This is a genomic window from Marinigracilibium pacificum (assembly GCF_012926615.1).
Lineage (GTDB): Bacteria > Bacteroidota > Bacteroidia > Cytophagales > Cyclobacteriaceae > Mangrovivirga > Mangrovivirga pacifica.
The window spans coordinates 225,689-240,799 of sequence record NZ_JABBNU010000007.1 but is presented as its reverse complement, the minus strand read 5'-3'; the positions used below and the strand labels follow the sequence as shown (position 1 = coordinate 240,799).

Here is a 15,111-nt window from a genome sequence, read left to right as displayed (position 1 = left end):
AAAATATAGTTAATGTCAAAAAGTCTTTTATCTAAAAATTCCAGATATTAATCCACTAATATATCCGGTTTATCTAGCAAAGGTAACCAATAATTCTATATAAAATTAAAATAATTCAATTATCGAACTATTACGATGCTACCACTTCCTCCTATGTTATCATCCTCACATTCAATAACATAGTAATAAGCTCCTTTATTTAGATAATCACCATTATATGTACCATCCCAGTCATTATTATATGGATTTGCTTCATATAACATCCTTCCTAATTCATCAAATATCTTCACTCCACACCCTGCAAACTGATCAATACTCTGAATCACCCAGGTATCATTTATTCCATCGCCGTTTGGTGAAATGATTTTATTACTTCTAAATTCAAACTCACCATCTACTGATATGGTAATTTCTGCTTGACTAACACATCCATTAGATCCGGTAGCTGTCACTGTAAATGTTGTTGTTTCGGTTGGAAATACAAATGGACTGGAAATATCAGGATAATCCACAAATTCTTCTGGTTGCCAATAATAAGTTAACCCACCACTAGCAGAAATTTCTATGGTATCCCCTCTTGATATTTCTGTTTGATCTGCAAAAATATCTATTACTGGTTTTGATAATGTATTTAGTGTTAAACTACCACTTCCCGGACAACCTGCCCCACTGCTAACAGAAACAGTAGCTTGTGTGCCTGATGTATAATATGCTTGTCTTCCTGTTGTTCCATTAGACCAGTCATATGAACTATAAGTATCTACAGTCTGTAATAGAATTGAATCTCCTTCACAGAAAGGCATTGAACCCGAAATGATTTCTATATTAGCAACTGGTGCATCCTCTACAACAATAGACTGCGTAGTTACATCCTGACATGCCGGACCATATGATACGGTTAAGCTTACATTATATGTCCCCGCTGTATTATATGATTTTGTTGGCTCAAACTGGGTTGAAGAATTGCCATCACCAAAATTCCATAAATAGGAAACAGATTGGCTTCCATCCACTGTTGAAGTATTATCAACAGAAAGCTGAGAACCACGACATAAATTCCCACTAATCGCAAATCCTGCCTGAGGAGCTGCAGAAACGCTAACCGAAACTGCATCAGACTCCTGAGTACACCCAGCAGTATTTTCAACTACAACAGAGTAAGAACCTGATTCAGATACAGTCAAACTTCCAGTTGAGGCACCAGAAATTACTGTCCCTCCTTTTTTCCAGGTATATCCAGTTATTTCTGCAGATGCAGGAACTTCTAATACAACGTCATTGCCTTCACAAAATGTGGTAGGTCCATCAGGTATAATAGAAGAAGACGGAATTGTGGCCAAACCGGCATATACCTCAACAGGTTTACTTTCACAACTTCCTGAAACAGTTTTAACATAATAGTAACCCGCATTATCAACACTGAATGGGGAAATAACAGGGTTTTGAACATTTGATTCAAAACCATTTGGTCCTGTCCAATGATATGTTGCTCCTGAAACTGTACCTGCTGATAATGTTAAAGAACCATCAGGACAAACAGGCCCATTACTTGAAGCTGCAGGTTCTCCAGGTGAAGTTGAATTATTTAAAACAACGCCTAATACCTGTGAGGAAGTATTACAACTCCCCTCTATATGCCTAACTGTATAATTTCCTCCCAAAGAGACATCTATAAAATTATCAGTCCCTTGCTTTTGAAGCACATTATCTTTATACCAGGCATATTGTCCTGTTATTGTTGGAGTAGCATAAACCCTTCGCACATCACCCAGGCATATCGACATAACAGGTGCTGGGCTGGTTTCCGGAAGAATACAATTAATATTCTTAAAATAAGACCATGTATTTAAAGTACGTGAAGTAAAAAATATGTCAGGCTTTGCATTATTTGTTAGGTCTGCTGCCTTAATACCAATACCTCCTGAGGGTGCAGTTAAATCATAGTAAGTAAAAGATAAAGTTCCAGGCGTACTTGTATTTGTAAAAATTCTTATCTGTCCATTTACTGCGGTATTAACAAATAAATCCGATTTTCCATCACCATTAATATCACCTGATCCAATATCAAAAGATCTTCCCATTGACGTAAACGATACCTGAGATGCAAAATTAATATTTCCACCAATAGACGAAGTATTACGCAATACAGAAATTTCATTTTGGTTTTTAGCTACGGCTATATCTTCAAGTCCATCAATATCATAATCACCCACAACTAATGAAGTAAGGTCACCACCAATAACAAATGTTTGAAGAGCTCCAAAAGAAAAGTTCCCAGGAGTACTATTATTTTTAATTACAAAAACCTCCGAACCTAAATTAGCATTAGCCGCAAGGTCATTTTTTCCATCTTTATTGAAATCAGCAATTACTAAACCACGTGCATTATCAATAGATATAGGGAAAGTTGAAGGTGAATTATCAAATTGAATATTCCCTCCGGAACTCAAATTTCTAAAAATACTTACAAGGGTAGAATTTGTATTATTAACAACAGCTAAATCAATTCTACCATCGTTATCAAGATCTGCAGCTCTAACTCTGTTAGGGTTTGTACCTGCTATATTTAGTGTTTGAGTTAATGTAAAGCCACCAGCTCCATTATTTTTCATAATGAAAACCTTGTTTCCCCCATTAGTACTCTCAGAAATAGCTAAATCAATATTTCCATCACCATTAAAATCACCTTTCTCTGCAAATTTTATTGCCGCTGGTACAGTAACATCCGTTTTGGTAAAACTACCAGAACCATTATTCAAGAAAATCGAAAATCTAGTTTCAGTATCTCCATAAAGAACAAAAACATCATTATAACCATCATTATTAAAATCCGCAGACAAAATATCATTTTGAGGCCCCAAAGCAGGCACATTAGTAACTGCAGTAAAACTTGCTGCAGACAATGGAACACCTGAATAACTTAAAAGAAAATATTCCTTTGAGTAGGCAATATTTGAACTTGATTGCCTTAATACTGAAATGGGCGCATGATGAGCTCCTGCCGGAACCTTAACTCTGATAACATTTTCTGTTACATCAACAATGTTTCCGTTTACTCCTCCAAACGAAACTTCAAGGTCACCAGCTGAATTTCCAAATCCTGATCCCTGAATAGTTACCACTCCATTTACGGTAGTATCAGTTGGAGAAATAGTATTAATAACTGGAATTTGAGCATAAATGCTAATTCCTGAAATAATAAACAATAATATTAATATCTGAATCTTTTTCATCTGCTCAATTATTCAACGTATAGATAATAAGCATCTTTATAATAACTGATACGCTTAACCCTGTCTTTTTCGGTCAATACATCATCTGAACTTTCTGTCTTAAATGTGTAAATGACATACTTCTTCAAAGTAGAACTATAGCCATATTGGCCATAAAACCCTCTTTGCCTCATTTTTTCAATATAAGCTTCTACTTCTGCTTCACTTTCATACTGAGCAACTACCACATAGTGCCCTGGCTTAAGACCGTTCGGAGAATCACTCTCCTTGTACACCTTATCAGGCTGAACTTTAGGTGCTTCAACAGCTACTGTTGGTTCAGGCTCAGGCTCAGGAGCTATTGGCTCTGGCTCAGGTTCTGGTAACACAGGCTCAGGTTCTGGTTCAGGAACAACAGGTTCTGGCTCTGGTTCAACAACTACAGGTTCTGGCTCTGGTTCTACCACTGCAACCACTGGCTCCGGTTCCGGAGTAACTACAACTGGTTCTGGCTCCGGCTCTACCACAGGCTCCGGTTCAGGAGTAGGTATAACTGGCTCCGGTTCTGGTTCAGGTGTTGGCTGAACAGGCTCTGGTTCTGGTTCGACTTTGACTATTGGTGCCTGATTTGACTTAGTCTGAACATCATTTCTCTTAGTATAATATTCATTCAACCAATCAGATTGAGGCTTATCATTTCTCTTTTGCTTGTCTTTTTTAGCCATTCCTTTGAAAATATCAATATTATTTCCAAAAAGAAGTTGAATTTGAATTTCATGAGTTCCTCCCGGAATACCTACTCCGAGCTCTCCTGCAAATTCATATGCATACCCAATTTTAAATTTATCAGGTTGCCCAAACCCCAAAAGTAATGAAGGGCCATAATCTTGTCTGTAACTACCCCCAAACCACAAGATCTCTCTTAAATCAACAATCAGTGCACCTTCATAATAACTTTGTCCGGTATATCCATATCGATAAATAGCATAAGGAGTAATAGTAATATCATTAGCAGGCAATTTAAAATTATAGTATGCCATACCATGAAGTCTATCTACAGGTTGTAAATTAAATTGATCAACATTTTCACTATTGAATTGATTATCTTGAAAGAGCCCGGGAAGTGTTAATGAAAGATTTAACCCTTTAATATAATAGTGTACTCCAAATTGTGCCTGGAACGAAACTCCATTTTCACCTAATGAAGCTAACATTGGATCAGCCAACTGAGCATCATCCAATGAACTAAAATCAACACTATTAAAATTTGCCCCTGCACCCAATCCAAAGCTCACATAGTGATCTCTTTCAAAAGGTACAGTATACCCCATTGACATGTTAACAGATGTGTTACTGAACAAACTATATTTCTTGTTATAGATGTTCATGCCAAAAGTCACCCTATTTTCAAAAGGTAACTGAACGGCAATATTAGCAATGGCTGGTGCTTCATTTACTTTGACCCACTGTCGTTTATAATTTGCAGAAACAACCCCTCTGCCATAAATACCCCCCATCGCCGGATTAACCATATATGGATTCATATAAAAGTTAGACCATGCAGGCACTCGCTGGGCTGCTGCTTCAAAACTAGGCAGACTCAAAAATATTAGCACAAAAATAAATAGCCTCGTGGCATTCCCCATACTTCCGAAAGTATTTGATGATAGCTGGTTATTAATCGTTCTTAAAAAATTTGCAAGTCCTTTAAATGAACAATTAATAAGTTAAAAAACATTTATTCTAAAAATAATTCGACTAAATTATATAAATAAGTATAAAAGTTCAAATATTATTAAAAATTGCATCACTTTCAGCTTGTAAGTTTAGCCCTGAATTGAATTGGCAAAGTTTTTGAAGTTACAATTTGAACACAAATATCACATCAAATGAAATTTTGTGATTTTAATTGTAAAAAATAATTTTTAATATTGATATTTGATGTCAGATAAAAGCAGTTATATTTTTTCATTTTAGATTTTTTTATCGTGAAAAGGACCTCAGGATTACTATTGTTAATGATTGGTTTCATAACAATTTCATTTTCTTCTTGTAAATCAGGACAAACAGTTGCCTCTACTACTCAGGTCGAGGAAGATATTGAGATGACTAATTCTACCGAACCTGAAGAGAATAATGCAGTTGTGGAAGAAACCTTTGTAGTTCCTAAAGAAACTTACACCAAAGTTAAAAAGGATTTTAACGAACTTGCTGAGCTAAGTAAGACCTTTTATTACGATAAAATTAATGATAAAATAGATGAGATTTTTTCTTACTATGAAAGTAAAAATACACCTGTTTTAACTGTTGTGAGTTTTTCGGGCGAGCGCCCTATTTTTGACAGGCCAATGACCATCGATCAATATTTGAATTACCTTAAAGATAAAAAGGTTTTCAATCTTAGTATTTATGAGATCACAGTAAATAAAGATGGTAAGATAACTAAACTTGTGTTATCCAAATAATAAAGAGAAAATGCTGAAAAATTATATAATCATACTATTTATTCTATTTACATCAGTATCCTTTAATGCAAATGCACAGGGAGGTCCTGATGACGATAATCTAGAGGCAATTGACTCACTTGCTCTTGAAAAAATCAGAGATCTTAGTAAATATATTTCCATTATAGGAAGTAAAGCCACCCCATTTAGTGAAGCAAACAGGGTAATTGATAGAGCTTTAGAATTATTCGCAGAAGGTAGTGAAGTTGGTGTAAGTTCTGTAAATAGTGATGAAACTATCTACTATGCTATAAAAGAGTATTTTGGAAGATTAATGGCATTAAATTATGATCAGGTAAATATCTCTTGGTATGATATACAATATATATCTGATCTTCAACCACTTCCAAATGGTGAATACGTTGGTGTAATTACTATTTATCAAAAGTTTGAAGGTATCTCAGGTGATAATATTGTCTATAAGGATACAACTAAAAAGGATATCACTGTCTATGTAAAGAAAAAAGAAACACAAATTGGTGGTGATATTGTTAGTTTTTGGGATGTTTTACTAGGAGATATCATGGTTTCAGAGACCATGTAAATAATAAGAATATTTTCATATCTATAAAGCTGTTTCAGATGAGACAGCTTTTTTTATGTTCAATACCTTTTCCATTGTATAGCTAAATGAAATTATACATCCTAAATATCATCAGGATTTATTAGTACCATTATTTACGATGTATTGATTTTTAACTAAACATAATTGATGCAGGGACAAAAATGAACTTGTCTTGATTATGGTACAAAGTAAAATTTGACATCCTTTAGTGCAAACCTGTACTTTAGTAAGGTCATGAATTAACATTTCAACCAAATTAAATAGTTATCTTATTGTTCTGCTACTAATAGAAAGAGGCTACACCCTTTATGGATGTAGCCTCTTTCATTATGATCTTATTTTAAAGTTATATCAACCTAGTTTAGCAGTAATATATGCTGAAATAAATTTGAATGCCTCATCTACCATGACATCATCAATCTCAGTTTCGTCTTTCCCAGTTTTAACCTCATCTGCTTCTAACTTCTGATCTAAGTTATCTGACTTAGCTCGTTTCTTATCATGTTCCTCAATTTCTTTTAACCTTTCTGCTTCATTTAAAGAAATTGTTGTACTACTTCTAATATTTCGTGCCTCATTTACATCATCTACATAATTTTTAAGATTTGATTCTGTAGATAATCTTGATTTAAAATCAGATCGGTATTTTTTCAAAAACTCATCATTAATCATCGACACCTGATTATAGTCAGCAGATTTAATTTCATCCCAAGGCAATGAATTATCCAATGAACTTTCCCCGAATTTAGAATAATCATAAACACTAGGGAATTCAATATCAGGAATAACACCCTTGTTTTGAGTACTGTTTCCGGAAATTCTATAATACTTAGCTTGAGTTAATTTCAACTCTCCTAACTTACCATCAGGGTTTTTAATAAATCTAGCCAGGTCTACTACACTCTGAACGGTACCTTTTCCATAAGTCACCTCTCCGATTATGGCTCCTCTTTTGTAGTCCTGAATTGCTCCAGCAAAGATTTCAGAAGCAGAAGCACTTTCTCTGCTTGTAAGAACTGCTAATGGACCATCATAAACCAACTCTTCATCGGTATCCATTCCTACTTCAATAGAGCCATAGCTGTTTTTAACCTGAACAACTGGTCCTTTATCAATAAATAAGCCTGTCAGATTAATTGCTTCTTGTAATGCTCCTCCTCCATTTCTTCGAAGATCAATTACAATACCATCAACGTTTTTACTCTTGGCTTCCAAAATCAGCTTCTTAACATCATTGGTTGTACTACTTACGTCCTTTTCATTATTTTGATATGCTTTGAAGTCAAAATAAAAAGCTGGAATATCAATCAATGCGTAGTTATAGCTTTTACCATTCACCTTATAAGGTATCATTTCCAATTTAGCTGATTGATCTTTCAGCTTAACCTTGTCTCTTTCAATTACAATAGTTTTGGCTATTGCATTAGCACCTTCTGAGGCAGGTAGTACTTTTAATCTAACATGAGTTCCTTTAGGCCCTCTTATCAACTTGACTACTTCTTCAACTCTCCATCCTACAACATCAACAAAAGGTTTTGATTTGCCCTGGCCGACAGCAATAATTCTATCATTAGCATATAACTCATCTGATTTATCCGCAGGACCACCAGGCACTATTGACATAACAGTTGTGTAATCATTAATTGTAGCCAAGGTAGCTCCGATTCCTTCAAGACTTCGACTCATTTCAATATCGAAATTCTCTTTAGCTCTTGGCGAAAAGTAGTTTGTATGTGGATCAAATGTTGAAGTAAAAGCATTAGCGAAATACTGAAATACATCCTGCCCGTCATACCTTACGAAAATATTCTTTAATCGCTGGTATCTGCTTATTAATATTGAGTCAGGAGAATTACTTTCTGCCAGCTTCAAACTTAAATACTGGCTTTTAAGCAACTTCCTCCAACTTTCATCAAGTTCAGTCTCGGATGTCGCCCATTTAGCATTTTCTCTATCAGAATCGTAATATTCCTCTTTGCTAAAATCAAATCCGTTACTAATAGTTTCAATGTTCTTATCAACCCTAATAACTAGCTTTTCTCTAAACATATTAAACATTTGAAAAGGCATGTTCAGGTTTCCTTGCATCACAAAATCATCAAAACTAAATCTGAATAAATTGTACGGTTCCAGATCAGCTTCAGTAAAATAAAGTCTGTTGGGATCTAAAGAGTTCAGGTAGTTCTCATATATTTCCAAAGAAAGAGAATCATTTAATTGCTCTTTTCTATAATGGTGACGCAACAAAAGGGCAGTCATTATTTGAATTTCTTCAGACTGATCTTTTGATGGCTCAATATTAGTTAGAGTATCCGTAGCATTAATTCCTCCGGCATACAGATCGGTAGAAATTGTCAGCAGGACAACTAAAATAAATACTGTAAAATTCTTCAATCTATTCAGCTCACGCATACTATAATTATTGTTTCAATTTTAACAATTCAAAAAATATACCATCTTTGTTTTTTCGGCAAAACTTATTCTTTAAAGATAATTAATTGAAAGAATGTTTTTCATACTTTCCAAACTTTTCTATTACATCATAATGCCAGTAACAATTATGGCTATTTTCGTAGTTTCTTCTTTTGTTGTTAAACGGGCGAAACTCAAAAAGGTGTTGATCATTGCGTTTTCTTCACTTTTTTTAATATTTACTAACCCTTTTTTAGCTAATACAACCTTTAGTGCCTGGGAAATTCCACCTGTAAAATTTAGTGATATAGAAAAACAATACGAAGTAGGTATTTTACTAACAGGGATCACCCAATATGACACCTATACAGAAGACCGAGTATATTTTAACAAAGGAGCGGACAGATTGTTACACACGGTTCAACTTTATAAAAAAGGCATCATCAAAAACATCCTAATTTCAGGAGGAGCTGGTAGTCTGGAAAGTGGTAAAATTCCAGAGGCAACAAAACTTAAAGAAGTACTGATTTACTGCGGAATAGAAGATTCACATATTTATACTGATACTCTTTCAGCCAACACAGCTGAAAATGCTATAAACTCAGTCTCATTTATTCAAAAGCATAACATTAAAGATTCTAATTCAATCCTTATAACTTCTGCTTTTCATATGAGAAGAGCAAAAGCCTGTTTTAATAAAGCAGGAGCTCCTGATATAGCAATTTTCCCTGTTGATTACTACACAGGTGAAAATGGTTGGAACCCGGATGATCTTATCATCCCAAGTGTTGATAGTCTTTATTTATGGAGTAAACTTATTAAAGAATGGGTTGGCTACCTCGCATATTCTTTAACTGGATATATCTAGTCCTTCTATCAATTAGATTAGCACCATAACCGGAAGCAACTAAAGATACCGAAGGGGCTGTCATTATACCGATAACTGGCACAAATAACATTAAATTGAATACCAGACCTATACCAAGTGCAAATATGTTGTTTGTCCAGACGAACCTTCTGCTTTGCTTAGCTGAAACGTCAAAGTATTCATTTCGGTAGTCTATAAAAGCAAATGCCAAAAAATAGGAACTAATTAAAAATGATAGTACGGGTGTGATAACTGATAATATTGGAAACAATATCGTTATAAAAAACAAAATAAAATAAAGGCCAAATTCAATAAGAAGGTTTACAAAAGCTATACTAATTCCTCGCCATACATCTGAAAAAAACACATTCCAAGAAAAAGGCTTCTTATAACCGGTCATGTATTCTTGAAATGAATCACTCAACCATACTAAAATAGGCGCATAAAGAATCAGCATTAAATACTTATAGAATTTAATAAAGAAGAATATCACAAAAATTCTGATTGAAATAATGCTCACCCAATATACAATCCTTCCCCACCAGGAATCATCGGGTGTTAAACTAAACATCCCAAAAACCCAGGTAATCAGTTCATCAGTATATAAAATAGCCAATGAAACGACTACCATCAGCAAAATAAAATTGGCTAAGGCAGGAAGGATCAACCATTTTGGTTTTCGTGTAAAAACAAAATTAAGGCTGTAGCTATATGATTTCATAGCTATTCCTAATTGATTAAATATCTTATCTATCATCAGTAATTTAGTAATCCAATCCGTTTTGCAATTTCGTTTTGCAATAGCTTTTCAGGATCAAGTTCTTGCTTAATTTTTATCCATTCATCACAATTAGGATACATAAACCTGAATTTCGTCTCATTTAAAACTGCATCCTTTCCCAGATAAATTCTACCTTTTGCTTCAATTACTAAGTTATCTAACTTATCTATCAGGTCAAAAAGATTTTTTGAAATAGGAAAATCAATGGCAACTGTATATCCTTCAAATGGGAATGATAAATACTGTGATTCTTTACCCATTTTTTTCAAAACATTCAAAAATGGTGTACACCCACTTTTAGCAATTAGACCTAAAATTTCTTTTAATACTTCATATTCATCACCAAAAGGAATAACAAACTGATATTGTAAAAAACCTCTTGTTCCGTAACCACGATTCCAATTTCCTACTGCATCAAGAGGAAAAAAGAACTTATCATAATGAATAATTAATGGTGCATTAGCCTGTGTATATCCAATCACCTTATTTAATATACTTCCAGTAAATGTATTTAAAGTGAAATCAGGTAAATAAACCGGAAGGTTAATTTTGTTTTTACTGTGGATTTGTAAGGGGTCAGATATATTTTGATCATTCAAGTCCTGTCTTTCAGCAATGTTACCCAGTGACAAAACTCCCTTCCCAATTTTCTCACCTTTACTTAACGGATCAAACCAGGCCACACTATACCTGTACTCTTTATCATATTTATCAAAGGCTTCAAGCATTTCACTTAAATCATTGACTTGAACAGCCTTGCTCACAAAAAATGAGGATTCGACTTTTTTGAGCTGAATAGTTACATTTTCTATCCATCCTAATAGCCCAAGACCACCAAAACTGGCATAAAATATTTCAGTATTCTCATCTCTTGAGCAAATAATTCTTTCCCCAAAAGGAGTAATCATTGTAAATTCAATTACAGAATTAACGAATGTCCCATCAGTATGATGAGCTTTCCCATGGATATCATTTGCAATTGCACCTCCTAGCGTAACAAATTTTGTTCCCGGAACAATTTTAGGAAACCACCCTTGAGGTGTAAATATTTCAATTATTTCACCTAGAGAAATACCGCTTTCAGCAATCAAAATTCCATTTTGACTATCAAAACTTAAAATTCGGGACATCCTATTTTGCAAGGTATATCCTTTTTTTAGTACTGCCTGATCTGCATAACTCCTCCCTAATCCCCTGGATATATGAGGGTTATTTGTTTTAATAAAATCAGAATAATCTTTTAAACTTGAAATATTCTTAATTTTTGTTTCAATTATGGGATAATTACCCCAACCGGATATTTTCTTTTTAAGGAATTTCACTTTCTTTGTTATGCGGTATCAATTTATACCTCGAATGTATAGTTAATTGCAAAAAATGACAATAAATACCTACAATAATCCAAAAACTTATGTGATAGGTCAATTTCAATGGCTAGAAATCCCATATTCGTTTAAGCACTTATTCAGTGATTTAGAAAACAATGACCTCATATTTATTATTACAGATTCTAAATTAACTGCTACTGCGTATCATCCATTCTCTGCTCACAGAAGAAAAACTGCTATTGAAAAGGCTTTTCCTGAATCTTTGGTAGAAATCATTCCTGATGCACCTTCAAATACTGAATGGTCTGATGAACTTGATGAGCTTATCAATACTACCGGAGCAATAATTAACAATCTAATTTTCATGTCAGCAGAGGGTCTGGAAGGATATACCGGAAAATACAAACAGTTTTCAACAATCCAGACTATAGATTTAGAAAAAGGATTAATGATTCCGGAAAATGAAGATGATTTTCTAATGGGGGTAAGAGATGCTTTAATGAAACAGTATCCAAAGGTTTTTCCTACTGTAGATATGGCATTATGGAAAAATAATTACAAAGAATTTTTATTAGTAAGAAAGCCACAGGAAATGTGGTGGAGATTTGTTGGCGGGTTTTCTGACCCTACAGATGATTCATTTGAAGAAGCTGGCAAAAGAGAGTTAATTGAAGAAGTGGGAAATATCGAATTTGGTGATTTAACATATGAAGGATCATTCAAAATAGACGATTGGAGATATCGTTATGAAAGAGACAAAATTATTACCACGTTATATTCTTGTGAATATATTTCAGGAGACCTGGAACCTAAAGATGATATTGAGGAGTTGCAGTGGTTTAGTATTGAAAATATAAATCAAATGAAATTTGGAGAGGAACTTGCACCAGAGCATGAATCTCTTTTTAAAATGATACTTAAAAAGTATCTTTGAAACAGTTTATATATCTTAAAAAAGATCAAAAAATGTCTGCTAAATACAAACTCTTCTATACCTCAAATACAGAGACCCTAGGAAAACAAGTAGCTTCAATTTTAGATGTTCCAATAGGAAAATACCAGGCTCAAAAATTTTCAGATGGTGAAGTTTTTGTAAGATTCGATGAATCTGTAAGAGGACAGACTATTTTCATTATTGCTCAGGCTAATATGCCCTATGAAAACCTTTTTGAATTGTTTTTAGCAGCTGATGCAGCCAGAAGAGCGAGTGTTAATGAAATAATTTGTGTCATCCCGTATTTACCTCATAGCAGACAAGAAAGAAAAGATAAAGACCGCACCTCAATTGCTTCTAGAGTGGTAGCTGATTTCCTCCAGGATGTAGGGATAAATAGATTAATAACTATTGATCTTCATACAAACAGCATCGAAGGATTTTATAAAATTCATGTAGATCATCTTGATACTTCTAAACTATTCATTCCCCATATCAGGGAAAACTTTAAGTCAAATTTATGTCTATGCAGCCCTGACTTCGGAGGTTTGAAGAGAATTAAGAAATATAAAAATGAACTTAACTGCGACATGGCTGTAATTCATAAGGAAAGATTGAGGCCAAATCAAGTATCTAACATGGAAATCCTCGGAGATGTTAGTGACAAAAATGTTGTTATCATTGATGACATGGTTGATACTGCAGGTACACTTTGCAAAGCAGCTGACCTCATAATGCAAAGTGGGGCTATTTCTGTTTCAGCATATTGTACTCATGCTTTATTGTCTGGAAATGCTCACGAAAGGATTCAAAATTCTGCACTATCAAAGTTATATGTGACAGACACTTTACCAAATATTAAGTTAACAGATAAAATAGAAATAGTTAGTGTGGCACCATTGTTAGCAACTGCTATTAACCATATAAATGAAAACAGGAGTATAAAAGATTATTATGAGGAATAATCTCTAAACTTAAAGATCACTTTTGCTGATAAAGATTTTTAATAATTTCTTCCTTACTAACACCTTCTTTTAAGTCATTTTCTATATTTAGAATAATGTCATCAATTACTTTTGGGTTAATATTTAATTTCAAAGCAATGGAACGACAAAGGTCTTTTTCAGAGCTTTCTATTTTATCATCAGCTACCATTATTGTTATTAAATCAAGGATTTGAAGCATTTTATCTTCATAATTCTTAGGCACTACAAATTCTCCAATATGTGGATTTTCAATAAGTTCCTGAAATTCTGAATCTTTAATTCCAAAATGTTCAGACAATCTTTTTAACAAAGAATATTCTCTTGAGGCAATCTCTCCATCAACTAAAGCAACTAAAATCAAATTTCTGAGATGACTCTTTTTTTCATGCACATCCCTGTTAAATAAAAAATCAAAAATCCCCATATTCAGCTTTCTTTCTATACCCTAATTTACTCTACTCTGGTATTAATCAAAATTAATCATTGATTCTGAGGTAATTTTGATTTTAATAAACACTACCATAACTGACTTTTCAATTAAATGTTTGACAAATAAAAAAAACCGGTTGTTAACCGGTTTTATAAATGTATATTATAATATTTTTTTAACGTTTTCAGGAGGCCTTCCAATAATAGCCTGACCATTATTAACAACAATAGGTCTTTCAATTAATTTAGGATTTTCAACCATGGCGTCAATCCATTCATCATCAGAAAGTGTTTTACCTTTATAATTTTCTTTAAATATTGTCTCTCCTTTCCTGATTAAACCTTCAGGAGATATACCTAACATCGAAATTAATTCCTTCAATTCTTCTTTTGAAGGTGTATCCTTAAGATATTCAACAACATCAGGATCAACGCCATTTTCCTGAATAATTTTCAGTGTGTCTCTACTCTTAGTACATCTTGGATTATGATAGATCTTCATTTGAATAAAATTAATCTAATGTCTCTAAAATAATATTATGATTTGTATAGATACAAATATCAGCTGCTATGGTCAGCGCTTCTTTCACCATTTCCTTAGCACTAAGTTCTTGGGCATTTTTCTTTAACGCGATTGCCGCAGCCTGAGCATACATCCCACCAGAACCAATACATGCAATCTGATGATCTGGTTCAAGTACATCTCCAGTGCCAGAAAGAATTAAAATACTCTCCTCATCAGCAACAATTAACATTGCCTCTAATTTCCTAAGGTACCTGTCAGTTCGCCAGTCTTTGGTTAATTCAATCGCAGATCTTTTAAGATTACCATTGAAATTATTCAATTTCTCTTCAAATCTTTCAAGCAATGTAAATGCATCAGCTGTAGAACCGGCAAATCCAGCCAGAATTTTACCATCATTTAATCTTCTAAGCTTCTTTACATTACTTTTAGCAACTGTATTACCAATTGTAGCCTGTCCATCGGCTCCGATTGCTACCTGACCATTATGTCTGATTGCTACAACCGTTGTTGATTTTATTTTTTCCATATTATCAGTATCGTTATAAAAAATTATCCCGCCTGAATTT

At 33.8% G+C, this 15,111-nt stretch carries 13 protein-coding genes; 5 read left to right on the top strand and 8 right to left on the bottom strand.

The genetic code is table 11. The annotated features are described in order from the left end of the window. Positions 1-119: 119 nt before the first annotated feature. Together HH304_RS12765 and HH304_RS12760 are read right to left on the bottom strand one after the other, a co-directional pair. Entirely contained in the window at positions 120-3,233 is a 3,114-nt protein-coding gene (locus tag HH304_RS12765; RefSeq protein ID WP_169682238.1) for an FG-GAP-like repeat-containing protein, read from the bottom strand. Positions 3,234-3,241: 8 nt separating this feature from the next. Beyond that, on the bottom strand, positions 3,242-4,858 hold the full coding sequence (locus HH304_RS12760; protein ID WP_169682236.1) for a PorP/SprF family type IX secretion system membrane protein: 1,617 nt from the start codon (positions 4,856-4,858) through the stop codon (positions 3,242-3,244). Positions 4,859-5,200: 342 nt separating this feature from the next. On the opposite strand from HH304_RS12760, the gene HH304_RS12755 reads away from it, so the two are divergent. Further along, positions 5,201-5,677, top strand: a complete 477-nt coding sequence (locus tag HH304_RS12755) for a hypothetical protein (protein WP_169682234.1) — start codon at positions 5,201-5,203, stop codon at positions 5,675-5,677. A gap of 13 nt (positions 5,678-5,690) precedes the next feature. Continuing rightward, positions 5,691-6,260 carry a hypothetical protein gene (locus HH304_RS12750; RefSeq protein ID WP_169682360.1) on the top strand — a complete coding sequence of 190 codons (570 nt, stop codon included), beginning with the start codon at positions 5,691-5,693 and terminating at the stop codon, positions 6,258-6,260. Positions 6,261-6,632: 372 nt separating this feature from the next. Here HH304_RS12750 and HH304_RS12745 read toward each other — a convergent pair whose 3' ends face one another. After that, on the bottom strand, positions 6,633-8,693 hold the full coding sequence (locus HH304_RS12745) for a carboxy terminal-processing peptidase (RefSeq protein ID WP_169682232.1): 2,061 nt from the start codon (positions 8,691-8,693) through the stop codon (positions 6,633-6,635). 133 nt (positions 8,694-8,826) lie between these two features. Between HH304_RS12745 and HH304_RS12740 the strand changes: the two genes are divergently transcribed. Then, positions 8,827-9,561, top strand: coding sequence for a YdcF family protein (locus tag HH304_RS12740; protein WP_169682230.1), 735 nt, complete (start codon positions 8,827-8,829; stop codon positions 9,559-9,561). Here HH304_RS12740 and HH304_RS12735 read toward each other — a convergent pair. Both HH304_RS12735 and HH304_RS12730 read right to left on the bottom strand, forming a co-directional pair. Next, complete coding sequence (locus tag HH304_RS12735; RefSeq protein ID WP_169682228.1) at positions 9,512-10,318, bottom strand: EI24 domain-containing protein; 807 nt, start codon at positions 10,316-10,318, stop codon at positions 9,512-9,514. The two genes, HH304_RS12740 and HH304_RS12735, sit on opposite strands and share 50 nt — an antisense overlap. Beyond that, positions 10,318-11,664: an FAD-binding oxidoreductase gene (locus tag HH304_RS12730; protein WP_169682227.1), complete on the bottom strand. Its 1,347-nt coding sequence runs from the start codon at positions 11,662-11,664 to the stop codon at positions 10,318-10,320. The genes HH304_RS12735 and HH304_RS12730 overlap by 1 nt, the downstream gene beginning before the upstream one ends. Before the next feature lie 55 nt (positions 11,665-11,719). Here HH304_RS12730 and HH304_RS12725 point away from each other — a divergent pair, with 55 nt between their 5' ends. Together HH304_RS12725 and HH304_RS12720 are read left to right on the top strand one after the other, a co-directional pair. Next, positions 11,720-12,604, top strand: a complete 885-nt coding sequence (locus tag HH304_RS12725; RefSeq protein WP_169682225.1) for an NUDIX hydrolase — start codon at positions 11,720-11,722, stop codon at positions 12,602-12,604. Positions 12,605-12,636: 32 nt separating this feature from the next. Continuing rightward, positions 12,637-13,569 carry a ribose-phosphate diphosphokinase gene (locus HH304_RS12720; RefSeq protein ID WP_169682223.1) on the top strand — a complete coding sequence of 311 codons (933 nt, stop codon included), beginning with the start codon at positions 12,637-12,639 and terminating at the stop codon, positions 13,567-13,569. Between the two features lie 16 nt (positions 13,570-13,585). Here the strand turns inward: HH304_RS12720 and HH304_RS12715 are convergent, their stop codons facing one another. The 3 genes from HH304_RS12715 to hslV form a co-directional block, all read right to left on the bottom strand. Beyond that, positions 13,586-14,014 carry a tellurite resistance TerB family protein gene (locus tag HH304_RS12715; protein ID WP_169682221.1) on the bottom strand — a complete coding sequence of 143 codons (429 nt, stop codon included), beginning with the start codon at positions 14,012-14,014 and terminating at the stop codon, positions 13,586-13,588. 168 nt (positions 14,015-14,182) lie between these two features. Beyond that, a complete protein-coding gene (gene arsC, locus HH304_RS12710; RefSeq protein ID WP_271711607.1) occupies positions 14,183-14,521 on the bottom strand; it encodes an arsenate reductase (glutaredoxin) in 339 nt (112 codons plus the stop codon). A 10-nt stretch (positions 14,522-14,531) separates the two neighbouring features. Continuing rightward, positions 14,532-15,071: an ATP-dependent protease subunit HslV gene (hslV, locus tag HH304_RS12705; protein WP_169682219.1), complete on the bottom strand. Its 540-nt coding sequence runs from the start codon at positions 15,069-15,071 to the stop codon at positions 14,532-14,534. Positions 15,072-15,111: the final 40 nt, after the last annotated feature.

What these genes read in the sequence shown, in the direction of transcription:
- HH304_RS12765 (WP_169682238.1), bottom strand. Translation starts at nt 3,233, where the DNA reads ATGAAAAAGATTCAGATATTAATATTATTGTTTATTATTTCAGGAATT.
- HH304_RS12760 (WP_169682236.1), bottom strand. Translation starts at nt 4,858, where the DNA reads ATGGGGAATGCCACGAGGCTATTTATTTTTGTGCTAATATTTTTGAGT.
- HH304_RS12745 (WP_169682232.1), bottom strand. Translation starts at nt 8,693, where the DNA reads ATGCGTGAGCTGAATAGATTGAAGAATTTTACAGTATTTATTTTAGTT.
- HH304_RS12740 (WP_169682230.1), top strand. Translation starts at nt 8,827, where the DNA reads ATGCCAGTAACAATTATGGCTATTTTCGTAGTTTCTTCTTTTGTTGTT.
- HH304_RS12735 (WP_169682228.1), bottom strand. Translation starts at nt 10,318, where the DNA reads ATGATAGATAAGATATTTAATCAATTAGGAATAGCTATGAAATCATAT.
- HH304_RS12725 (WP_169682225.1), top strand. Translation starts at nt 11,720, where the DNA reads ATGACAATAAATACCTACAATAATCCAAAAACTTATGTGATAGGTCAA.
- HH304_RS12720 (WP_169682223.1), top strand. Translation starts at nt 12,637, where the DNA reads ATGTCTGCTAAATACAAACTCTTCTATACCTCAAATACAGAGACCCTA.
- HH304_RS12715 (WP_169682221.1), bottom strand. Translation starts at nt 14,014, where the DNA reads ATGGGGATTTTTGATTTTTTATTTAACAGGGATGTGCATGAAAAAAAG.
- arsC (WP_271711607.1), bottom strand. Translation starts at nt 14,521, where the DNA reads ATGAAGATCTATCATAATCCAAGATGTACTAAGAGTAGAGACACACTG.
- hslV (WP_169682219.1), bottom strand. Translation starts at nt 15,071, where the DNA reads ATGGAAAAAATAAAATCAACAACGGTTGTAGCAATCAGACATAATGGT.